Consider the following 23,358-nt stretch of genomic DNA (forward strand, 5'->3'; position numbering starts at 1 on the left):
ACCAAAGAACAAATAACTTGAACTTATGCCCTTTCATTATTCTTTTACTCTCCCTTAGTGCTTCACTTGCTGTATAATCCGGATTCTCTATTAAAATATAATATGCCATTGAATAAGAAAAATATTTAATAATACCTGGAACAATTAATAACAGGCTCCATAAAAATAGAAAAATAGCCTGCAACACTCCTAATTTCATTGATTTAAACAAATTGTTCTTCCTAAACCCCACAAATACATCGTCCACCTTAGCATCTTCATTTTTACCTAAGCGTAAGGTGAAAACAGAATACCCATAATTAAAGATACCTTGTATGACACTGTAAATTAAGAAACAAATCAGTCCTATAAAAAAATAACTTAGAATAAGTAAAACTAGTGCTGTTGGATCTACTTGTGGTTGCCCACCAATTGAATAAATAAAGAAAACATCCAAACCAATTACCCCAATAAACAGGCCAAATATTAAATATATAAAACTAGCAATCGCTGATGCACTTAAAGTTGGTACAAAATAGTATAACGCCGATAACCCTATACTTACTCCCCATTTCCCATCTAACGAATTAAGTGCTGCTTTCTTTAAATTTTTTATCAAACTTGCACCCTCCTTTTTCCATATTTTAGTCAATAAAAATTTTACAAATAAAAGAACTTGTAGCAAGCCCCACTACAAGTTCTTTTAGCTTATCAAAACAAAATATACTTTCTACATAATCGGGGGTAATTTCTAAAATATGGTTTATTAAAATCATTATATAACATAATCGCGAATTTTTGTTGAACATTCTGTTTTTTTCGACAAATACACTCACATTCTTCCTTATGTTCATCTAGATGTAGTAACTCATGTAACAATATATCTATCATTATCTTTCTCAATAAATCCCATCCTCTTGTTTTCCACAAAAAAAGACACAGAGATTTCTCCCCATGCCTACTAATCCTCTACTTCTTTACCGCATGCACATAATGCACCGTCTCAAAAGCTTTTAAATAATCGTTTCGTCCTTCAAAATATAATGTATGAATATCCTTTGGTGCTAAGTGCTCATAAATGAGTAAGCCCGCCTTCTCTAACAGTGCTTCCATTTCGGTATAAGAAAAACACGATTTCATCGGTTCTCCGCCTACTGCAGCCATTTTCACCATATTTTCAACTCGATTGGACAATCCTTTTCCCGTAAATAAATTTTCATCCGGATAATCGAAAACGATAGAACTCCCTTCTGGAACCATTTCGAATAAGCATTCTATTAAACTGGAAAGTTCCTCTTTCGTTAAATAATACGTAACACCTAAAAGACTAAAGAAAGTTTTTTTATTTTCAAATCCTTCATTGCGTAACTGTTCATAGGAAAATCCTTTCGTAAAATCCATCGAAACAAAATGAAGGTTATTTGGAATTTCAAATTCTGCTTCTTTCACTTTTACCTTCTTAGCCCGCTGTGTAGAAGGATAATCTACTTCAAATATTTCTATATTATTCTCTAATTCTCGGTGTCTAAAACTGAACGTATCTAATCCCGCACCGAGTATGACGTATTGTTTTGCTCCTAGTGTAATTTCATGTAGTAATACTCGTCCACAATAGGCTGCACGTGCTAAAGGTGTTGGTGACAACTGAACTTGCGTAATCCATTTTAATATTTCTTTTGGATTGTCTTGAAACCGCTCTGCAATGTCTTTATTGAAAAAATGTATCCCTTGAACCATGTTCATTTCAATATTGTTACGCTCTTTTTGTGAAATTAAATTTTTAGCTACATAATCATCAAAGATTGTAGGATTATCAAATTCACTATGATACGCCCTTCCGAAAGCTGATACTAACGACGTTACACTTGCTTCACCTTTGTTCATGCACATACACTCTCCTTCATTTTCACAACAAAAATAGGGTCCCCCTGGCCAGGAGAACCCTATTATACACTTTATTTTTATATTGGTAAATTATAGCATAAATAAGTTTTTTTGTCAAGTTTTCAACCTACTACCACTCCGACAATTTGTGTATTATCTGGCAGGAAGATTTCAATCCACACCGAATACTCCAGATTATAACAATATAAATGGAGGCCATATGAAACGATTAGTCATTATTACAGTAGGAAAAACGCACAGCGGAAAAACTACATTTGCAAAAGAGCTAGAAAAAGAGTTACCTAACTCTTTCATTATGGATCAAGACAACCAAGCTGAATTTATTAACACATATTATGAAAAATTACAGCCGACAGAAGGAACGAATACACTAAAGCATGGTCTTTCAAAATTCATTGTTGATTATGCAAAAGAATATACAAATTTACACCTTATCATTTGCAACTCAAATAGAAGCCGAAACGGACGAATGTATTTGCTGAATGAGCTGTTTAAGGAAGAGGAATATGTACGCATACTCGTTCATTTTGACATTCCAGATGATGTACTTTATGAAAGAGTGGCTCGTAGTAAGCGAAGTACAAATATATTTAGAGGTAACTATTCTAATTTCAAAGAAGTGCTTAATCGCCAACAGGCTGAATCACTGCATGAAGATGTAGTACATCCTGTAGAAAATGAGGCTGATTATTTGTTTGTTATTAACGATAGTGAGGAAGTGAAATCTACTATAAAGGAAATCGTTCATATCTTTGAAGGTCTGTCCCTCATAGGTTAATCCCTTTTAGTCCCCTACCCCATAGCTAAGAAAAAAAGTTTAATAATCACAGATTATTATGCAAATGCTTCCTCTGGGCATCACACATGGTATATAATGATATAATAATCTGCTTTTATATGCTCAATTTTACACAATAGAGTGCATTCATAGGAAAGAGGTACAAAAATATGAAAACAAAACAAACAATCGCTGCGTCTACACTAGCTTTAGCAATGATTGCGGGATCTACCCCTACTCATGCAGAAGTAAATGATGCTACTCCCCAGCAAAGTACAGGAGATCGATTAGCTGAAATTAAGCAACATAGACAAGAGTTAGATGCGAAATTGCAGCAGCACAAAGAAAACGTGGATCAAACATTGAATGAACTTAACCAAGTTAAGGAAAATGTTGATACAAAGGTGAATGAACTACATGAACGTAAACAAGTTGCTGATGAAAAAATTAGTGAGATTAAACAACAGAAACAAGAGTTAGATGCAAAACTTCAGCAAGACAAACAAATCGCCGAGGATAAAATCGCTGAAATTAAAGAGCATAAAAAACAAGTAGATGAAAAAGTTGCTGAAATTAAAGAGCATAAGCAAACTGTTGATGAAAAGGTTAACGAGATTAAAGAGCATAAACAAACTGTCGATGAAAAAGTGAATGAAATTAAGCAACATAAAGAGAACATCGATCAAAAGGTTAATGAACTTAAGGAAGTTAAAAAACAGGTAGATGAAAAATTAGCTGAGTTAAAGAAAGCGAAACAAACTGCTGAGGACAAACTTGCTGAGCTAAAAGAAAATAAGCCGAATACTGGGAACACGTTAGAGGAACTTAAGAAAATTAAAGGCAATTTAGATAGTCTTTCCGCTAACTTAGAACTAGCTAAACAAGATATAAAAAACAAACTAGCTGAATTAAAAGAAGCTAGACAAGATTTACTAAATAAAATAAACGAAATGAAACAATCGAAACAAACTGTTTCAGATGATTTAACAAAGAAAAAACAAGACTTAGATATTAAAATAAACGATTTTAAACATACTGAGAAAAAAATTGATGACAAATTAGCTGAGATACATACAACGCAGCAAAATGTAGATAACAAGATTAATGAAGTATCACAACCTAAACAAACGAAAGTGGATAATAACACTACCGCTACTGTTCCTGCAAAAGATAATGCTAGAGAACTTCCTAACGCTGGTAGTGAGCAATCAAATAACGTGCCACTCGGAATGTTATCAATTATAGGCGGACTTTTATTAGTTACGCGCAACAAAATTAAAATGCTTTTCTCAAAATAATGCTATTATAACTATCTTAATATATTCTATAAAAAGGACAACCGCACATATGTGTACGGTTGTCTTTTTTCTTTATATTAACTTCCCATCTCGAAGCGTCAATATACGATCACATACATCAAGCATTCTTTCATCATGTGTAATCATAATTGCTGCTTTTTGACTTTCTTTCACTTCACGTTTCATCATTTCAACGACTTCACGTGCGCGTTTTGAGTCTAAGCTTGCAGTTGGTTCATCAGCTAATATTAAATCTGGATTGTTCATGAACGCACGAGCAATTGCTACCCTTTGTTTTTCCCCACCAGATAGTTGATTTGGATAATGAGTTTTTCTTTCGCCTAATCCAAATGCTGCTAATAAGTGATTTGCACGCTGTTCAGATTCTTGTTTGTTATCTTTTTTAAGCTTAGCAATGTAAAGCAATTGTTCTTTTACATTTAAATATGGAACAAGATTTGCAAACTGGAAAATGAAGCCGATTTTTTTCAAACGAATGTCTGTCATTTCCTTTTGTGATAACTTCGTAATATTTTTCTCACGAATGTAAATATCCCCTTTTGACGGTGATAGTAATGCACCCGCGATTGATAATAACGTACTTTTCCCTGATCCAGAAGGACCGACGATTCCGATAAACTCTCCAGCTTTCACATCAAGCGACATCGGATGAAGGGCTGTTACTTCAGTATTCCCTTCTCCGTACACTTTACTAACTTTGTCTAATTTTAATAATGAAGTCATTACATCCCGCCTCCAATTGCTTCTAACGCATCGACTTTTAATACTTGGTATAACGAAATAAGTGTTCCTAAAATACTAATTACGATAAAGATTGCTGCATATTGTGCAATCATCGGTGTTGTTAATAAGAACGGCATACCTGCTGGTAAAATTTGTTCTAACCCTTGTACAAGAACAATACTGATTATCATCGCCACAACTGATAAGAATAACGCCTGTACGACTAAGCTATTTGCTAAATAAGTGTTCTTTGTACCGATTGCTTTTAGTACACCTAATTGCTGCGTTTTCTGCAACGTAATTACGTAGAAGAATACACCGATTAGTAACGCAGCGATAACAAGTAAGAACGCAATGATCATCGTTAATGTTCCTTGCTCTTCTTTAAATCCTGGAATACTTTGTAATACTTCTTTTTTGTCGATAACATGTGCATTTTTAATTTCTTTATCTGTATTAAGTGCAATTGCACTATAATCTTTTTGGTTTGGTTGTGAAATAGCGCCCCATACGTCTTCATTTACATAAACGACTGGTGTATGGCTAAACATTTGATTTTTCGTAAATCCAACGATTTTAAATTCTTTCTTTGAAACAGGATCAATAATTGTATCCCCAATATCGATTCCTTTTTCTTTAATTGATTCATCAGCAACCATTTCGTTGTTTGCTGTACCTAACTTCTCACCTTCGACAATTTTCGGTTCTAAAAATGAATCGCGTTCACTTGAGAAAATAGCGACATCAACTTTTTTCGAACTACCTTTCTTTTCATAAGTTGAATTTTTTACACGAAACGGAACGGCCTCTTTCTCGCCCACTTGATTTACTACGTTATCTACATCATCTTGCTTAATTTGTGAACGAAGTAATTTATTTTCCGCATCATCCGCTAATACAAATTTATTTGCCTCCATATTTTGAATCGATGAAGCATTATCATATGATAATCCATTTGCTAATCCTGAAATTACAAGGACTAAAAATGATAATAACACCATAATAAGTCCGATTAATCCATATCTTAATTTTGATTGTTTTAATTCACGCAGAGCTAAAAACATTTCGCTCGCTCCTTCCTATTACTTTCTATGCACTTATAATAAAAAAGAAATATGAACGGAATATGAACAGAAGATTACAGAAGAAAGATTAAAGTGAAACTTTAATCAGTGGGAGGTTCATCCCCACTGATTACTAGTTGAACCAATCGGGCTTTTACGTGCAGTCGAACTCCCACCTAACTTCTTCGCTCCAGCTGAGTTTTGAGGTGGGAGTCTTACTGCACGTTAATGCGGGGTAAATTTTCAGAAAGTATTGAAAATAACTAAAATCCTTGATACAATTCAGTCAAATAATATTGACCGAGTAATTTAATTTGAGGAGTTGATCATTTTGAAGCCCATGTTAACACTAACTACTTATAGCCAATTAAAAGCAATAAGCGACCCACTACGTGTCGAAATGATGATGCGTCTATGCGAACGTCCTTATACAGGACAACTACTATCTGAGAAATTCGGCATTTCAAGGGCGAAAATTCATTATCATTTAAAAGAATTAGAAAAGAATGGTTTTATAGAGATTGTTTATACAGAAGAAAAGAATGGCATCATTCAAAAGTTTTATCAATCTGTCGCTAAAGGCTTCACCCCTGCCGCGAACCTATTACCTCATTTAGAAATATTAAGCGAATCCGGTCGCCAAATCTTTTTACAAATGACGGAAATGACGAAAAGCCATATTCTCGCTGCACCTGAAGAAGCTTTTACATTACGAAAAGTAAGTGAAAATCCAGCTGAGTGGAATTACGTTTCATCTTGCTGGGAGTTTGATGCTACGCCAGAACAATTTCAAGTGTGGGTGAAAAAGTTTTATGAAGTGATGTCTGAATTAAACGAGATCACAAAAGATGCAGATAAAGATCCAAATAGTAAATCTTATTACATTTCTACTACTGCACTGCAAATCGACGAACGAGCAATGCAACGATTCGTTAAAAAAGAAGAAAAATCGTAATACGATTTTTTTACATAAACGGTCAAATTTATTTTACCGAATAATTTTTTTGTAAAGGAGTAGATAAAGTGGACATATTAAAAAACAGGAATTTCCTCTTATTATTTTTAGGGAGAATTTTTACAAACATAGGAGATAGCTTGTATTATGTAGCAGCGATGTGGCTCGTATATGAGCTGAGTGGTAATCCTTTTTATTCTGGATTGGCTGGTTTCCTTACATTATTACCTTCTGCATTACAATTTCTTACTGGTCCATTCGTTGATAGATGGTCAATCAAAAACACCCTCGTCATCACACAAGTTCTGCAATGCATTCTTATATTAATCATTCCTATTACACACTACTTCGATCTATTAACAGTTCAACTACTACTCATCATTATGCCCATCGTAGCCTTTATCGAACAATTCGCCTATCCCGCACAATCAAAAGCTTTACCACTTCTACTGAATAAAACACAATTATTAAAAGGAAACTCACTCTTTTCATTTGCATATCAAGGCATTGATTTAATTTGCACGACTCTTTCTGGAATATTAGTAGCACTACTTGGCGCAATCACTTTATATGTAATTGACTCCTTTACATTCGCGATTACTGCCCTTTTGTTCTTTTCATTAAAAATGCCAAAACAAGCAGAAGCCAATACATCGCTTTCCACTAAACAATATTTCTCTGAATTAAAAGAAGGCTTTTCAATCGTCTTTCGTTCATTAATGGGCGTCTTCTTAATCGGTTCAGTTGTCGCTAATTTTTCAATTGGTATGACGATGGCGATACTTCCTTCTTTCGCTGATTCTTTAGGAGGCGTGAAATTATATGGCTTCTTTTTAGCCGCTATATCAGCCGGCAGTTTAATCGGAGCACTATTCAGTTCATGGGTTGGCAAACGTAATGTTGGCCGTGTCTCCATTATTAGCTTTGCGGCTGGCGCTGTCTTTTGGTTTCTCTCTACGATTGTACCCTTTCAATGGCTGTCTATTTTCTTATTCGGCTTAGCTTGGATTCCAATTGGTGCTACCAACATATTATTTGCGACGATCAGTCAAATTGTAATTCCAAATCAATATCTTGGACGCATCAATTCAGTCATGCGAAGTATGGGCACAATTGCTATGCCGTTCGGCTCTTTAATTGGCGGATATACTGCAAATGTATTTAGTAGCCAACTCATTTTTGCGCTCGCTAGTATCGGGATTTTATTTATTTCTCTCGTATGGCTACTTCATCCGAAATTACGTTCACTGCCGAAAGCTGATGAAATTACAGCGGATACTTTTGGGGTTCGGTTTAAGGAAGAACATGGGAAAGGTGCGGCTTTATAGTAAAAATAAAGTATTATCTAATCCGTAATGTGTAGAGATAATAAAGTTATTTAATTTTAAAATCTCAAACAAGCATAACCCCATTCTAAATTTAGGACGGGGTTAAAAATATAGTTGCTTAATTTTGTATGTAAGATACTTCACTACACTAAAAATAAAACAATAAAGTCGTTTGAAAATCTAAGTTTTATTCAACAATAACGCCTTTAATGGAATAACTAGAACGCTCAGTCAACGATTTGATGGCCATGCCCCCTGCATTTTCCTTAATTGAATAATTTGGCCTGTATGATAAGCATCATGAAGCATGATGTCCAGTAATTTACCCTCAAGTGAGTTTTGTTCAAGCTCTTTTTCGGAAATTGCACTCAATACCTGTCTTAAATTACGTTGAGCATTTGCAGAACGTTCAACGACTTTCTTCCATTCCTTATCACCATTAGATTGATTGGTAAGATAAAAGGTTTCATCACCGTCGAGATTATGTGTCCATTCACGGCCTTCCAAGTTTGCAGCAAGTCTCTCTTTGTAATAAATGAGATGATTAACGTTCTCCCAAATGGTTTTCATTCCCTCTCCAGGTGGTTTCCAGATAGCCTGTTCGGCTGTAAGTCCTTCTATAGCATGTTTAAACGGTGCATACCAACTCTCTTTATCGAATGTTGAATCTAGTACGTTTAAAAACAAGTCAATTCGTTTCAAATTAATCTCCTCCCTAAATAGTTAAAGTTTCAATAAAATCCTTATAACTCTGTAGGGATTCTACATTTTCAAATAAACTTCCTGCTAATTTTATTCCACAAACTGACCCAATTGTGGAATAGAATGACTCGCATTTTTCAAACAACTCTTTTTCACTTTACACGTAAGTGAAAATATATCGGTGATTTTTCAAATATATCGACCAATCAACAAAAAGAAGAGGCTGTTCCAAAACAACCTCTTCCCTTACAGTTATTTCGGAAGTTCAACCTGAACAGTCGTCCCTTCCCCTTTCGTACTATATACCGAAACGGTTCCTTGATGCAGTTCAACGATTTTCTGCACAATCGATAACCCTAAACCGCTACCTTCTACGTTTCTTGCCCTTGCTGTATCCACTTTGTAAAAACGATCAAATATACGATCCATTTCTTCTTTTTCCATGCCGATTCCGCTGTCTGATATAGAGATCATAACGCTAGACTCTAATTCTTCTACAGCAAATTCAACGGTCCCACCATCGTTTGAAAACTTAATGCTATTCGTAAAAATATTACTCCATACTTGATGAAGTAAGTTTTCATCACCTTTTATGACGATGTCCGGCACATCAAATTCGACGGCGATATCTTTTTCACGCCATTTCCATTCGAGCATAAAAATGACGTCTTTAATTTGTTTTTGTAAGTGAAACTCTTTAATTTGTAGAACTTTCTCTTCTTTATCTAATGAAGCGAGCGTAAGTAACTGTTTACATAAACTAGACATCCGCTTACTTTCACCCTCAATAATTTTCAAGTAACGTTTTCTTTCCTCTTCACTCATATTCTCCGATTGTAATGTTTTCGAAAAACCTTGTATCGAAGAAAGCGGTGATTGAAATTCATGAGAAACGTTAGAAACGAACTCTTGTCTCATTTGATCTAATTCTTTAATACTTTTCGTCATCTTTTGAAAATTAGTTGCCAGTGTACCAATTTCATCTTTTCGGTTTTCATCTAATTCGATATCATATTCACCACTTGCAATCTTTTGAGTCGCTTTCGTAAATGTTCGAATTGGACGAACGATATAACCTGCTGCAATCGCTATAAAAATGATACTTAATACAACGATGAAACTAAGTAATACCGCTAGAAAAATTCTCATCTCACCAAATTGTTGCTGAATGTCAGGACGGATGAATAAAGCGTACTGTTTATCACCGTGTTTTAATGGGACACCGACACTATTAATTAATTCATTATCGAAAAACCCTGTAATGAACAAGCGGGTTGGATATGTAGAAACGCCATTAAACGTTTCACCTTGCAATACTTTATGAACTGTATCATCACTAATTGTTATCTTACGAAACGCATTCCCAATACGCTTTCCATGATTTTCGTCATCTACAATATAAATTTCATATCCTAATTTCGCAATAGACTGTAAGTATGCCTCTTTATTCTCTTCACTTTGCTTTTCATATAATGATTTTACTTCCTCAGCATACATTAAAATCTTTTCACTATTGTACGGTTTTAACTTCACTTGATAATATACATTCGTTAATAAAAAGCCAATTATACTACTAAGTAGCATAATCCCGACCGTCATAAAAACAAATCTAGAATACAATGATTTCATCTTATTTCAACTCCAACTTATAACCGAGTCCACGTACTGTTGTAATTTGAAAATCATCTGTTCGTTTTGAAAAACGATCTCTCAGCCGCTTCACATGAACATCAACCGTTCGTTCATCCCCTTCAAAATCCATTCCCCATACTAATTCAATTAATTCTTCTCTTGAAAATGTTCTTCCAGGATAACTAGCAAGTTGCGATAATAATTCAAATTCCTTCAGTGGTAATAAAATCGTCTGACCGTTACACTTCACTTCAAACCCTTTTCGGTCAATTGTCGTCCCGTGCAGCGTAATAATATCAGCACTCAGCATTTGATAACGACGCAATAATGCTTTCATGCGGAAAATTACTTCAGCTGGTTCAAATGGTTTCACAATATAATCGTCCGTGCCAGAAATGAATCCTTTTTCTTTATCCACTAACTGATCTTTCGCCGTTAATAAAATAACAGGAATATCATGATACTTCCTGATTTCTTCACATAACGTATAGCCATCAATAAACGGCATCATAATATCCACTATCGCAAGATGAATATTTTCTTTCTCTAATATGCCTTGAGCTACCTTCCCATCTTCAGCCTCAAAAACTTTAAACCCCTCTTTTTGTAAATGGTAATGTAATAACTCTCTAATATGCTTGTCATCATCAGCTAATAAAATATGTATCATCTTCATTAAACCCTCTCTTGTTCATCCTTCTACATTCTTACATTAAGAAACAATTGTACTTTTTGCAAGAAAAAGAAAAACAAACTGCTATTCGTTTTTTTGAATAAAAGTTGATAAATACTACTCTACAAGCCAACATTTTAAGATAAATAAAAAGAATCTATTTTGAAAAAAGATTATTCAAAATAGATTCTTGCATTTTAGTATTAAGATTATTTTAATAAAAACAATTTCTACTCTTATTAAGCCTTAGAAATATCAACAAATCCTTCTCCAAATACGTCACGAACATCGTGTATAGCGATGAACGCAGCCGGATCCGTAGTTTGAACAATCCGCTTTAGCTTCACTACTTCTTGCTTATTAATAACAATATACAGAATTTCCTTCGGAGTTTTTGTGTAATAGCCATGACCTGAGTACACAGTAACCCCTCTGCCCATTAAGGTAGTTACCTTCCCGGCAATTTCATTCGGGTTATCAGAAATAATCGTAATGGCTTTCTTCGGATTTAAACCTTCAATTACAAACTCCATCACTTTCGTTGCTACATATAGCATAATAATTGTTATCATCAGTTTTTCTGCACCAATGATGAAATAAGATGAAAACGCAACGATTAAATCGAAGAACAGTAGACCATAGCTAATGCTCCAACCTAAATACTTATGTGTCATCCTCGCTAAAATGGTAGTACCTGCTGTTGTTCCGCCAACACGAATAATTAGACCAATCCCGCATCCTATAAATATTCCTCCGAAAATGGCATTTACCAGCATTTCATCCGAAGTAATATACCAGCCCTCTGTCAAATGAAGAAATAGCGAGTTAGTAACTACAGCAATGATCGTATAAATTGTTGTTATCTTATTCAAAAATCTATAGCCAGCTATTAACAAAAACGCGTTTAGAATTAAGTTGACTAAGCCTGGTGACCATTCAAATAAATAATAGGTAATAATCGTGATACCAGTTACTCCGCCTTCTCCAAACTCATTCGGAATAACAAACAAATTCACACCTAATGCAAAAAGAAATGCACCAATAATAATAAAAATAATGTCTGTGGTTCTTTTTTTCATACAGTACCTCACTTCTTATGTAAATATTTATTCTGCCATAAACTCTCACCATTATATCGTGGAATATTCAAATCGAACAGTGGTTTATTTTTATTTTAATATAGGGTAATAAATCAACTTTATCCTATATCCACATGTAATTAAAAAAGTAAAACAACATTATTTATTATGTACTACAAATAAAGTTTTGATTTCACACGCAATTCACGCTAAAAAATGAATATGAACACTCTTACTCGCACAAACTTCGAATAAAAAACAAATAGGCGAAGCTATAGAATAGACTTCGCATCAAGCATTTGGTCATAGAGATTTATATGAAATTTTATATTCATAAATTACAGAAATAAATTTACTTATCTTTCTCCATATATTCTTTAATCTTTCGTTCTTCCCACTCTTTTCCGAATATCCCAAATGGAAAAGTTGTCAAACCGTGTATAACGATACCGATCCCCCAACCTCCCAGTGGATATAAAAACCATAATTTACTTGAATCAGAGCTTATATTTATAAAAAAAAGCATCAAATTAACTAGTATATAGACCGTTAAATGAATGTAAAACGCTTTTAAATTCTCCATCCTTTTTTTAGCTCGTAAATAAATCTCATCTCGCTCCATATATAAACACCTCTTTCATTATTATATTTTTTAAACTCGCTCCGATTTAAACATCATATTCTAATCGAAAATCCCTTATTCTCAAAAATTCACAAAATAAAAAAGATCGTCTTCATTGCAGAAATATTGCAGGTGCCAGTAGACACCCTCCTTTTTGTTCGTAGTACGATACCTTGTGAAAAAATTAAAAAATCAAATTTCATATTAGAAATGAAATCTTTAAATCTGTATAATAAAATAGAAAGTGACATTTTAATACAGAAAGGTTTTGGTAACATGTTAGGTATCGATGTCAAAAAAACAGATGAAGAATTAATTATTTCATGGCAACTAGCTAAGGTTCGAATTCCTTTAAGTGAAATTATTGAAGTTACGGAAGATGAAACCTATGCTGGTGTAGAAGAAGAGAACGTAATCCGAATTGGTACAGCATACGCCACAACAGATCGGATTTTAATCAAAACAGTAAAACAAAATTATCTATTATTTACGACAAATAGAGTCACAATTTTGAATAAAATCAATGCACAAGCAGTACGCTAAAACACTTGTCTGTATAGGTTTATCCGATTCAGCTGTATACCCGCATTATTAAAATTATTATAGATACAATGATGTACCTTAGTCCCGAATATAAAATAAAGAAAAAGTACCCCTCTAATTGTCATACACATGATGATTAGAGGGGTACTTCATTACACATACTTTATTCTTTTCTTACTTTACATACCTTTATTGTTTAGATTAATTCGAAAGTAAATATTCGTAGAAGTCTAATTAAGACCAAATCCATACATCATCATTATTTTCAACGTTTCTCTTTACTTCATGAACTTTTTCGATATGATCCGTTGTGTTGTAGTTAATAGAAATTCCGCCCCAGCCTACATACTTCATATCAATTTTCACTTTCTCACCCGTATTAAATACTTGTCCCTTTGTTAAGAAAACATCAATAATAACTTTCTTCCCGTTTAGCGATGGATACTCAACTACGACATATTTAGTGGAACCGTCTCCCTCATCTTCCATCATTCCTACTTTTGATACTTCCCCAATCACATAATCAGGAGAACCGTCTTCTTTCATGTGCATACCTAATTTACTTGAAGTATTTTCAACTGTATTCGCAATCATATATTCTGTAAAATTACGCATCATAGATCCAGTTGCTTTAACTTCATCCCCTACTTTCACATTTGAAAGAGCATCTATATAAACACTAACGAGTTCTTCGTATTGCTTAGATTTTACTACAATCACACCGTTATCTACTTCTACTACTCGTCCTTCTAACGTCGAGAAATTCGATTCAATAGAAGCTGCAATCACTTTTGACAGTTCTAATCCTGGTAAATTCGTTCCTGATAATGCTGCGATACCTAAAGCACCTGCTAAAATTATTTTTTTCATACCCATATGTAACCTCTCCATTCATGATGATTATATTTTTTGATTGGATACGACCAACCTGTAACTATTATAGTTACAGGTTGTAAAAAATAGCAACCATCTTTCTCATGCAATGTTGCATACTGTAATTTTCAAATTTAATTCGATTATTCCTATATTCAACACGAATGCCAAATCTTTGAATACCAGCAGGTAAACGGATTGATGATGAAGAAACTAATGTGATGCACCATATTTTTTCAATGCTACAGTTTGTATAATCGTAGTCCATTAAATTATGTAGGAGCGGAGTTAAAATGTTAATAAAACCAAAGAGATTACAGGCAGGAGATATTGTGGCAACAGTAAGTCCTTCATGGGGAGGAGCAGGTGATTCTGAGATAAGATGGCGTTATGAACAAGGAGTAAAGAGATTAGAAGAAGTTTTCGGTCTTAAAGTTATCCCAATGCCAAATAGTTTAAAAGGTAGCGAATACCTTTATAAAAATCCACAAGCTCGCGCGGAAGATCTAATGACAGCATTTAAAGATATGCGCGTGAAAGCAATTATTGCGAATATTGGCGGTGAAGATAGCATTCGCTTACTTCCCTATATAGATTTTAATGTGATACGTGAAAACCCGAAAATTTTTATGGGATACTCTGACGTTACTATTTCACATTTATTTTGTCATAAAGCAGGTCTTTCCTCTTTATACGGTCCAGCAATTTTAACCGACTTTGCCGAAAATGTAGAAATGGATCCATATACAATTGAAATGGTAAATCGAACTCTTTTTTCAAATGAAACGATTGGCGAAATTCAACCAGCTCATGAATGGACGAGTGAGCGTTTAGAATGGATAGAAATAAATAAGGATACAAGACGTACAATGCAGCAAAACAATGGATATGAGTTACTTCAAGGCTCTACCACTGTACAAGGGCGTTTAATTGGTGGTTGTATAGAAGTACTTGAATTTGCAAAAGGAACGGAACTTTGGCCTGAGAAAAAGCATTGGGAGAATAGTATTCTCTTCTTTGAAACTTCTGAAGATCATCCAGAACCAAGTTATATAAAGTATTGGTTACGAAATTATGCAGCGCAAGGTATTCTGCAAAAAGCAAAGGGCATCATTTTTGGTAAACCAAAAGACGAAATGTATTATGAAGAATATAAACATGAAATACTGAAAGTTATGAGGGAATATAACTTAGAAGATTTGCCAGTTCTTTATAATTTAAATTTCGGGCATACTGAACCGAAGTTTATTTTACCTTACGGTGCGATGGCAGAAATTGATTGTGAAAATAGATCTTTCTCTATTTTAGAAAGTGGCGTGGAATAAAATAAGTGTGGGGTTTCCCCCCACACTTATTTCATTTCCTTTGCCTACTGATTAAAGAATAATCCCCGAAAAACTCCCCTTCATAACTTCTTTTTCCAGTTGATTCCTACATATAAACTTCGCCATAATCTTTGTGCGATTTTTTTCATCAGGCTCAAATTGTTCAATGGTTACGTCACAACGAATCGTATCACCGCTAAAAACGGGACGTAAAAATTCAAAATCCATCTTGCGAGCTAATACATTATGATCACCGCCAACTTTCGTAGGAAGCGTTGATGTTAAAAGACCTTGTACAACAAATCGTCCTTGTTCATCTGGTGTAATATGATGAATTCCCTCATCCTTAGATACTTCTGTAAATAAAACAACATCCTCTTTTGTAAAAGTTCGCTCAAAGGTGATTTTTTCTCCTACTTGCAATTTCATTGATACCCCTCCTCAAAAACACTTTTAAAATAAGAAAAACCGAAACTAAAAATCATTTCGGTTTTTCAATCTAAAGAAGTCTATATTTACTTTAAAGAATGTACAAACAACCCACTGCGAAGTTTCGGTTCAAACCATGTTGATTTCGGCGGCATTACTTCTCCAGCGTCTGCGATTGTTAATAAATCTTCCATTGATGTCGGATATAACGCGAACGCTGCTTTGTATTCACCGCTATTCACAAGACGTTCTAGTTCTTCTAATCCGCGGATTCCGCCGACGAAATCAATGCGTGAATCAGAGCGCGGATCATGTATTTCAAGCACCTGACTTACTAAATGATCTTGTAAAATAGATACATCTAAACGTCTAACAAGATCATTCGCATCAAATGTTTCCTCTTTCACAGTGAGCTTATACCACTTCTCGTTTACATACATTCCAAATGATTTTGGCTCATTTGGTTTATACGGTGAAACACCTGCTTCTTCCACATAAAAATATTGCGCCACTTGCTTTAAAAATTGCTCTACTGATAAGCCATTTAAATCTTTCACAACCCGGTTATAGTCCCAAATTGATAATTCATCATGAGGGAATAAAACAGATAGGAAGAAATTGAATTCCTCTTCTCCTGTGTAATTCGGATATTGCTCTCTTCGCATAACTCCTACTTTTGCAGCTGATGCAGAGCGGTGATGTCCATCTGCAATGTACAAGTTAGGGATATCATCAAATGCATTTACTAAAGTCGTAATTACTTCTTCATCTGCAATCTTCCACGCAACATGCTCGACTCCGTCTTCTGCCGTAAATTTATAAATTGGCGCATGTTCTTCTTTCCAGCTTGCAATTAAACGTTTCACTTCTTCTTTTGTACGATAAGTTAAAAAGATAGGACCCGTATTTGCATCGCACACATCTACGTGACGAATGCGATCTAGTTCTTTTTCATGACGCGTTCTTTCATGTTTTTTAATTGTATCATCCTCATACTCGTCAATCGATGTACAAACGACAAGGCCTGACTGCGTTCTTCCTTGCATCGTCAGTTCATAAATATAAAGCGCTGGCTCTTCATCTTGAACGAACACTTCTTCTTGTATAAATTGCTTTAAATTTTCACCCGCTTTTTCATATACGCGATCATCATACGGTGAAAGTGCTGGATCTAAATCAATTTCTGCTTTATCAACATGTAAGAAAGAATATGGATTCCCTTTTACAACTTCTCTTGCCTCTTCACTATTTAATACATCGTAAGGTAAAGCTGCCACTTGCACAGCTTTTTCTTCTACTGGACGGATGGCCCGAAACGGTCGGATATTTGCCAAGTTCCTCTCTCCTTTACACAATCATTCGAACGGCTACAACACCTGTAATTTTGCTTATATTTTCCACAATATTCTCTTTAATTATATCATCAATACCATTATCAATATCAATCATTGTGTACGCCCAAGAATGTTTACTACGATTAATCATATCCGCAATATTAATATGATGTTCTGCTAAACATCCTGTAATTTGCCCTACCATGTTTGGAACGTTTTGATGCATAATCGTAATTCGTTTTTTCCCAATGTACGGAAGTTCTACGTTTGGATAGTTTACTGAATTACGAATATTTCCTGTCTCTAAATATTCACGTAATTGACGAGCTGCCATTACCGCACAATTTTCTTCAGACTCAGACGTAGATGCACCAAGGTGAGGCGTCGCTGTTACATTTTTCATCTTTATAACATTTTCATTCGGGAAATCTGTTACGTAATGTGTAATAATATCTTCTTCTAACGCTTTTTGAAGAGCTGTTTCATCTACAAGTTCTCCTCTTGAGAAATTGAATAGACGCATTCCTTTTTTCATCGTCTCTATAGCGTGTTCACCAACAATCCCCTTCGTTTGGTTCGTAAGAGGAATGTGTAATGTAATATAATCACAAGTTGCAAAAATTTCATCTAAACTAAATGCTCTTTGCACTTGCGTAGAAAGACGCCATGCTGTTTCAACAGATATATATGGGTCGTATCCGACAACGTCCATTCCTAAAGCTAACGCATCGTTCGCAACTAAAGCACCGATTGCACCAAGACCGATAACACCTAGACGTTTCCCTGCTATCTCTGATCCAACGAATTGCTTCTTCCCAGCTTCAACAAGCTGTGGTACTTCTTTTCCATCCAACTCTTTCGTCCAGCTCACTCCATTTATAATATTACGGGAAGACATAATAAGACTTGCGATAATAAGTTCCTTCACTGCATTCGCATTAGCCCCTGGCGTATTAAATACTACAATCCCTTTTTCCGTACAACGCTCAACAGGAATATTATTTACACCGGCACCAGCTCTTGCAATTGCCTTTAAATCCTCTGAAAACTCTTCTTGATGTAAAGAATAGCTGCGAAGTAAAATACCGTCAGGATGACCTACTTTGTCTCCAATTTCATAGCGTTTCCCATCAAAAATTTGCAAACCCTTTTCCGCAATTTGATTTAACGTCTGAACACGAAACATATCCCCATCTCCCTATCTATTTTCAAGCTCAAATTCCTTCATATAAGCTACTAATTGCCCAACACCTTCCACTGGCATCGCATTGTAAATACTTGCACGCATACCACCTACTGAGCGATGTCCCTTTAGCGTAACGAAACCGCGTTCTTTCGCTTTTTGTAAAAACTGATTGTTAAGCTCTTCTGACGGTGTTGTAAACGGAATATTCATAAGTGATCGATACGTAGGGTCAACTGGTGAAGTAAACAATTTAGATTCATCTAAAAAACTGTAAAGAAGTGAAGATTTCATTCTATTTTGTTCTTCAATCGCAGATACCCCGCCTTGTTCTTTCAACCACTCTAGTACAAGTTTCGTCACATAAATACTAAAGGATGGCGGTGTATTATATAGGGAGTTATTTTTACTGTAAGTTTCATAGTTTAGCATCGTAGGACAAGCACTATTTGCACTGCCAATTAAATCTCTTTTTATAATTACAATCGTTAAACCCGCTGGCCCTAAATTCTTTTGCGCACCCGCATATATGAGACCAAACTTCGTAACATCATATTGTTCTGATAAAATATTTGAGGACATATCCGCAACAAGCGGCACTCTTTCTACATGTGGAATATCCACATATTTTGTCCCCTCAATTGTATTATTTGTTGTAATATGTATATAATCTAGTTCTTCATCATTTGGTAAATCATCCATTTTAGGAATCGTAGTAAATTTCTCTTTTTCAGAAGAAGCAATCACTTGCACTTCCCCTACTTTTCCGGCTTCTTGCTGCGCCTTTTTAGACCATGAACCTGTCAGTACGTACCCAGCTTTTTTATACGTACTCATTAAATTTAACGGTATCATAGAAAATTGTAATGACGCACCGCCTTGTAAAAATAAAACTTCATAATCATCAGGAATGTTCATTAATTCACGAAGTAAGCTGCTGGCTTCATCAATAATACTTTGGAAATAAGAAGATCTATGGCTCATTTCCATAACAGACATGCCTGTCCCGTTATAATTTACAAGCTCCTTTTGCACTTTCTCTAAAACCGGCAAAGGGAGTATAGATGGTCCTGCTGAAAAATTATACACTCTCTCCATCACCCAGATAACCTCCCTATTTCTCATTTTTATTATTTTTTAAACTTTCTGAATTATAACCTATATACAATACACGGTCAATTTGTTTTCCGTTATTACGGCGTAAGACGCAATGGAATCGCTTGCATGTGCAAATATTTTTTTATATAAAGTGAGCAGAAAACATATCAACAAAACAACAGCCTAGATGCATAGTGCTCTCCTTTCAAATTTGATAGGTTCTTCTCTTATCTATTTTACTTTTTATACATTAGAAAAAGAGCGAATCTACATTCGCTCTTTTCCACATATTTATGGCCCAAAGCTTATCATCCAACCTAACATAAATCCAAATATAGAAAACAGCAGCATAAAAATAAATAAACTACATGCCCACAATGCATATTTTCGACTTTTGCTTTTTGTGATCATACCTATGACTGAGCACACCACTCCAATACCAACTATTTGCAGAAAACTTTTACCTATAAATGTTTCTTGAATAAGCAATATAATGTTCAAATACAATAACGCTAGAAAGGCAATAATTAATGAAATAGTCCCCATCCACGTTTCCTGTTTATACATATGATTCTTTCCTTTTTTTAAGAATGCCAATTCCATAACCTCGCTTCACCTACTTTCAATTTTCTAACTTTTTCGTGGCTCATCAATTTTTCAACTTCTACTTTAGGCCCAGTTACAACTGCCCCGTATGTTTTTATCCCATTTTTTTCAAGGAAAGAAATACGCTTTGACAACTCTAATACTTTCGCTCTAGATAGCTTCACTGCTAAATTTTCATGCTTCTGTAATGACTTTAACACATCAATAAATTGTTCCTCATGAGGTAAATCACTTACAAAAGCACCACTTGGACTTGAAATCATTTCTGCTGGAAAGCCAATCGGGGCTACATACATACCCTCTTCATTCGTTTGCTTCTCCTCTAATCCTGTATTCACGGCATACCACACAATATCAATAGTAGGAAACATATTCGTTACCTCTTGTACACTTAATAATTCTCTAAAAGATACAAATGCTTCTACAACAGATTCTTGCGGAAGACCCTTTAATACCTGCGCTTCTTCGCTACTATTATAGGACGCATTATAATTATTAGGATGAGACAACACCTCGTTATCTATATATGGGACTTCTGGAATTTTTTCATCTGTTGTATATTCACGGCTTACTTTCGTTGCTCTACTTAATACATAATCTGTTTTCTCTTCTCCTATTCGAATATCTTTCTTTCCTACCCTTTTATACAAATCAAAATGCAATTGCAAACTAAGCGGTAGCAATGTTTGCTCCATGTCCCTATCTTTCAAAAATACATTTGGTTCTGTTACACTTAACGTTTGATTTACTACATTCCGTATCTCCATTGCGTTTGTAGGTGCCACTGTATAATATAAGAGTGTAGATATATATAAAATAGGTTGAATAAGTAGTAAAAAAGTAAATACAATCAAAACATTCGTAATACGCGCTCTTTTTTTACCTATTTTCAACACTTGCTCCTGTTTTCCATCAGGAAGTGAAGCCGGTCTTTGATCAAGAGCTTCTTGTAACAATTCTTTATAATCATCTTGTTCAGAATGAGGTTTATCATTTGTCATTTTGACTCTTTTCCTCCTTTAACAATTCTTTTAATCTCTTTCTCCCGCGAAATATGTGACTTTTATACGTGTTTACCTTTAAATCTAATACAGTAGCACCCTCTTCGTACGTTAATTGATGTACGTCACATAATAAAATAGATTGTGCCTCTACCACTGGTAAAGTATGAATAATCTGAATTAATTTTTCATAACTATTTTTTGCGACTACATACTCTTCTGTAGATTCCCCTGCTTGTATTGTCTCTAATTCTTCCGTTCCTACAAAAGTTACTTTTTTCTCTTTCCTAACAAAATCAATAAACGTATGATATGCCACTTTAAATAGCCATGATTTTACCTTTTGGTTTTCATAGTCTTCTAGATAAAGATACGCCCGATAAAAAGTCTCCTGCATCAAGTCCTCCGCTACGTGATGGCTACGAGAAAGGGAAAATAAATACCGGTACACATCGTTTATATAAACTTTATATATTTCTTCAATTTCCATCCCCCTCCTCCTTTCATATATAACACGAATAAGCGCGTTAAAAAGTTGCATTATTTTTCCTTTTTATATTTTTTATTTATTAAAAAAGAAATAACATTTATAGATTTCAATAACTATTTACAATTATAAACAAAATATGAGATGTTATAATTGTAAATTCCTAAAAAAACTCCACATGTAGTATGTACGGAGATTATCTCATGGGTTATTTACAAATTATAGGTGGGGAATATTTGACGCTTATTTCATAAACATACAAAAAAGTGTTAAGTACATAATCATACTTAACACTCTAGTAATAAAGTATAATAGCTACTGACTCGTAAAGAACCGATCAAAAATTTGATAAATAGCTGAAAGACCAAAGAGCCAATAAATAGTATCCACAAGCGCCGGCATAGAACCAAACCATTTCTCAACTACATTATAATCTAACGCTACAAACAACCAATTCAAACCGCCAAGAATCACCAAAATTACTGTAAGGTATGACAAAAATTTCATTATGATTGCCCCCTAGGTGATAAGATGGTGAAAGGCCTTTCACTAAAATATATGTAATGAATTCTAAAACTTACCTATTTTATAAAATTTATTTTCGATACCATCCATTAATAACTGCCTCTGCTTCTTTACTATGTATTTGATATGAATGATTACTATCATTAGAGCCAATAAACCAAATTGAAAAACCTTTAAAATACGGCTTCGGTTCTAATACATCTCGGTAAGCACGCCACCCGTTAAGTTGTACATCTTTTGAAAACACATTCGTAATATCTGGGTTCCACGGATTTTGCAGTCCAAGTTCGCGTGCTGGTACATTAAATCCACCAAAATATACTGGCTTTCCTGTTGCTTTATGTAATGTCTCAAGTTGCTGAACGACATTTTGGCCACGATTATATACTGTCGTCGCAAATAAACCTTGTTTTACTTCTTCGTATGATGGACTTCTTTTTCCTGAAACTTCAAACCAACTATCAATACTTACGATGTCGACCTTTTTTAAATACGGGCGATTTATTTTCTCGTTAAATTTCGCCTCAAAAGAAGGATCAAAGCTTGCAGTTAACCACCAGTTCATTTGATACAAAACATTTCCTTTATACTGCTGGCGAACAAAATCGATTGTATCATTCCAATATCCTTCTGCATATTCCATATTCACGAAATTAGAAGCGATTTTCAGCCCATAAATATTGTACTTACTTGTAATGGAATTAAAAATATCTTGTAAAACAACCGTTTTCCAATTCCAGAAGAAATCGTTAATATTACTCGGGTTCCATTCCGTCTCTCCAATATTTCCTTGCTGAATAAATGGGAATGGTTCCAGTATAACTTGAATATTACGCTTTAATAATTCTTGAATTAAAATAATAGCTTGTTTCTTTTGTGCCTGATTAATTACCATGTTAGCAGAATTCACATTCGGAATATCAACTTGGATCGGTACATTCACCGTATTCAAATTCAAACGCTCTACATCAGCTAACACTTTCGCTACATTTTCTACTTCCCATACTGTTACGTTTCCTGATTTTATTTTTCCAGATTGAACAGTATTTACATCTGCCTGTATATTTCCTTGGAAACAAAAAGCAAACAACATGATACACACTCCTAAAATACTTACTAAACTCTTACTTTTCTTCACAACTTTCCCCCTATAATTTTTGACTTTCTTGATTATTTTATACAATGTTTCACATAT

General features: G+C 34.6%; 25 protein-coding genes. 6 read left to right on the forward strand and 19 right to left on the reverse strand.

Features of this window, described 5'->3' with window-relative positions; translation table 11 throughout:
- Together V7038_RS27740 and V7038_RS27745 are read right to left on the reverse strand one after the other, a co-directional pair.
- The coding region (locus tag V7038_RS27740) for a DUF975 family protein (RefSeq protein WP_335695953.1) at positions 1–598 on the reverse strand (598 nt) is incomplete at its 3' end.
- A 350-nt stretch (positions 599–948) separates the two neighbouring features.
- A complete protein-coding gene (locus V7038_RS27745; RefSeq protein WP_335695954.1) occupies positions 949–1,863 on the reverse strand; it encodes a class I SAM-dependent methyltransferase in 915 nt (304 codons plus the stop codon).
- 220 nt (positions 1,864–2,083) lie between these two features.
- On the opposite strand from V7038_RS27745, the gene V7038_RS27750 reads away from it, so the two are divergent.
- Positions 2,084–2,662 (forward strand): ATP-binding protein, encoded by a 579-nt coding sequence (locus tag V7038_RS27750; RefSeq protein WP_016105367.1) that lies wholly within the window; start codon positions 2,084–2,086, stop codon positions 2,660–2,662.
- Positions 2,663–2,832: 170 nt separating this feature from the next.
- Positions 2,833–3,960: an LPXTG cell wall anchor domain-containing protein gene (locus tag V7038_RS27755; protein WP_070139628.1), complete on the forward strand. Its 1,128-nt coding sequence runs from the start codon at positions 2,833–2,835 to the stop codon at positions 3,958–3,960.
- 72 nt (positions 3,961–4,032) lie between these two features.
- Here V7038_RS27755 and V7038_RS27760 read toward each other — a convergent pair whose 3' ends face one another.
- Complete coding sequence (locus V7038_RS27760; RefSeq protein WP_016105369.1) at positions 4,033–4,704, reverse strand: ABC transporter ATP-binding protein; 672 nt, start codon at positions 4,702–4,704, stop codon at positions 4,033–4,035.
- Complete coding sequence (locus V7038_RS27765) at positions 4,704–5,768, reverse strand: ABC transporter permease (protein ID WP_002110700.1); 1,065 nt, start codon at positions 5,766–5,768, stop codon at positions 4,704–4,706. The genes V7038_RS27760 and V7038_RS27765 overlap by 1 nt, the downstream gene beginning before the upstream one ends.
- Positions 5,769–6,099: 331 nt before the next feature.
- On the opposite strand from V7038_RS27765, the gene V7038_RS27770 reads away from it, so the two are divergent.
- Complete coding sequence (locus V7038_RS27770; RefSeq protein ID WP_070128726.1) at positions 6,100–6,723, forward strand: ArsR/SmtB family transcription factor; 624 nt, start codon at positions 6,100–6,102, stop codon at positions 6,721–6,723.
- Positions 6,724–6,791: 68 nt separating this feature from the next.
- Complete coding sequence (locus tag V7038_RS27775) at positions 6,792–8,051, forward strand: MFS transporter (RefSeq protein ID WP_335695955.1); 1,260 nt, start codon at positions 6,792–6,794, stop codon at positions 8,049–8,051.
- 231 nt (positions 8,052–8,282) lie between these two features.
- Here the strand turns inward: V7038_RS27775 and V7038_RS27780 are convergent, their stop codons facing one another.
- The 5 genes from V7038_RS27780 to V7038_RS27800 all read right to left on the reverse strand — a co-directional run bounded on the left by V7038_RS27780 (position 8,283) and on the right by V7038_RS27800 (position 12,759).
- Complete coding sequence (locus V7038_RS27780) at positions 8,283–8,753, reverse strand: DinB family protein (RefSeq protein ID WP_199710074.1); 471 nt, start codon at positions 8,751–8,753, stop codon at positions 8,283–8,285.
- Positions 8,754–9,005: 252 nt separating this feature from the next.
- Positions 9,006–10,382, reverse strand: a complete 1,377-nt coding sequence (locus V7038_RS27785) for a sensor histidine kinase (protein WP_335695956.1) — start codon at positions 10,380–10,382, stop codon at positions 9,006–9,008.
- Between the two features lies 1 nt (position 10,383).
- The gene (locus V7038_RS27790) at positions 10,384–11,061 is read right to left on the reverse strand and encodes a response regulator transcription factor (protein ID WP_002066188.1); all 678 of its coding nucleotides are present in this window, start codon (positions 11,059–11,061) and stop codon (positions 10,384–10,386) included.
- Between the two features lie 236 nt (positions 11,062–11,297).
- A complete protein-coding gene (locus V7038_RS27795; RefSeq protein WP_335695957.1) occupies positions 11,298–12,137 on the reverse strand; it encodes a YitT family protein in 840 nt (279 codons plus the stop codon).
- Between the two features lie 352 nt (positions 12,138–12,489).
- Entirely contained in the window at positions 12,490–12,759 is a 270-nt protein-coding gene (locus V7038_RS27800) for a 2TM domain-containing protein (protein ID WP_070128730.1), read from the reverse strand.
- 276 nt (positions 12,760–13,035) lie between these two features.
- On the opposite strand from V7038_RS27800, the gene V7038_RS27805 reads away from it, so the two are divergent.
- Positions 13,036–13,302, forward strand: a complete 267-nt coding sequence (locus V7038_RS27805) for a SunI/YnzG family protein (RefSeq protein ID WP_070128796.1) — start codon at positions 13,036–13,038, stop codon at positions 13,300–13,302.
- Between the two features lie 234 nt (positions 13,303–13,536).
- Here the strand turns inward: V7038_RS27805 and V7038_RS27810 are convergent, their stop codons facing one another.
- Positions 13,537–14,178 carry a hypothetical protein gene (locus V7038_RS27810; RefSeq protein ID WP_335695958.1) on the reverse strand — a complete coding sequence of 214 codons (642 nt, stop codon included), beginning with the start codon at positions 14,176–14,178 and terminating at the stop codon, positions 13,537–13,539.
- Between the two features lie 290 nt (positions 14,179–14,468).
- On the opposite strand from V7038_RS27810, the gene V7038_RS27815 reads away from it, so the two are divergent.
- Positions 14,469–15,500: a S66 family peptidase gene (locus tag V7038_RS27815; protein ID WP_070128733.1), complete on the forward strand. Its 1,032-nt coding sequence runs from the start codon at positions 14,469–14,471 to the stop codon at positions 15,498–15,500.
- A gap of 51 nt (positions 15,501–15,551) precedes the next feature.
- On the opposite strand, the gene V7038_RS27820 is transcribed toward V7038_RS27815, so the two are convergent.
- The 9 genes from V7038_RS27820 to V7038_RS27860 form a co-directional block, all read right to left on the reverse strand.
- Positions 15,552–15,929, reverse strand: a complete 378-nt coding sequence (locus V7038_RS27820) for an enoyl-CoA hydratase (RefSeq protein ID WP_070128736.1) — start codon at positions 15,927–15,929, stop codon at positions 15,552–15,554.
- 86 nt (positions 15,930–16,015) lie between these two features.
- Positions 16,016–17,263, reverse strand: coding sequence for a DUF1015 domain-containing protein (locus tag V7038_RS27825; RefSeq protein ID WP_070128738.1), 1,248 nt, complete (start codon positions 17,261–17,263; stop codon positions 16,016–16,018).
- A gap of 13 nt (positions 17,264–17,276) precedes the next feature.
- Entirely contained in the window at positions 17,277–18,449 is a 1,173-nt protein-coding gene (locus tag V7038_RS27830) for a 3-phosphoglycerate dehydrogenase family protein (RefSeq protein WP_335695959.1), read from the reverse strand.
- A 12-nt stretch (positions 18,450–18,461) separates the two neighbouring features.
- Positions 18,462–19,544, reverse strand: a complete 1,083-nt coding sequence (serC, locus tag V7038_RS27835; protein WP_335695960.1) for a 3-phosphoserine/phosphohydroxythreonine transaminase — start codon at positions 19,542–19,544, stop codon at positions 18,462–18,464.
- 291 nt (positions 19,545–19,835) lie between these two features.
- Positions 19,836–20,147: a hypothetical protein gene (locus V7038_RS27840; protein WP_002110719.1), complete on the reverse strand. Its 312-nt coding sequence runs from the start codon at positions 20,145–20,147 to the stop codon at positions 19,836–19,838.
- Complete coding sequence (locus tag V7038_RS27845) at positions 20,129–21,151, reverse strand: anti-sigma factor (protein WP_002110720.1); 1,023 nt, start codon at positions 21,149–21,151, stop codon at positions 20,129–20,131. The genes V7038_RS27840 and V7038_RS27845 overlap by 19 nt, the downstream gene beginning before the upstream one ends.
- Positions 21,141–21,641, reverse strand: a complete 501-nt coding sequence (locus V7038_RS27850) for a sigma-70 family RNA polymerase sigma factor (protein ID WP_033714735.1) — start codon at positions 21,639–21,641, stop codon at positions 21,141–21,143. The genes V7038_RS27845 and V7038_RS27850 overlap by 11 nt, the downstream gene beginning before the upstream one ends.
- Before the next feature lie 312 nt (positions 21,642–21,953).
- Positions 21,954–22,145: a DUF378 domain-containing protein gene (locus tag V7038_RS27855; protein ID WP_335695961.1), complete on the reverse strand. Its 192-nt coding sequence runs from the start codon at positions 22,143–22,145 to the stop codon at positions 21,954–21,956.
- An 88-nt stretch (positions 22,146–22,233) separates the two neighbouring features.
- Complete coding sequence (locus V7038_RS27860; protein WP_335695962.1) at positions 22,234–23,301, reverse strand: glycoside hydrolase family 113; 1,068 nt, start codon at positions 23,299–23,301, stop codon at positions 22,234–22,236.
- Positions 23,302–23,358 lie beyond the last annotated feature (57 nt).

Origin of the sequence: Bacillus sp. JJ783 (assembly GCF_036963225.1) — a bacterium.
GTDB classification, from domain to species: Bacteria; Bacillota; Bacilli; order Bacillales; family Bacillaceae_G; genus Bacillus_A; species Bacillus_A cereus_U.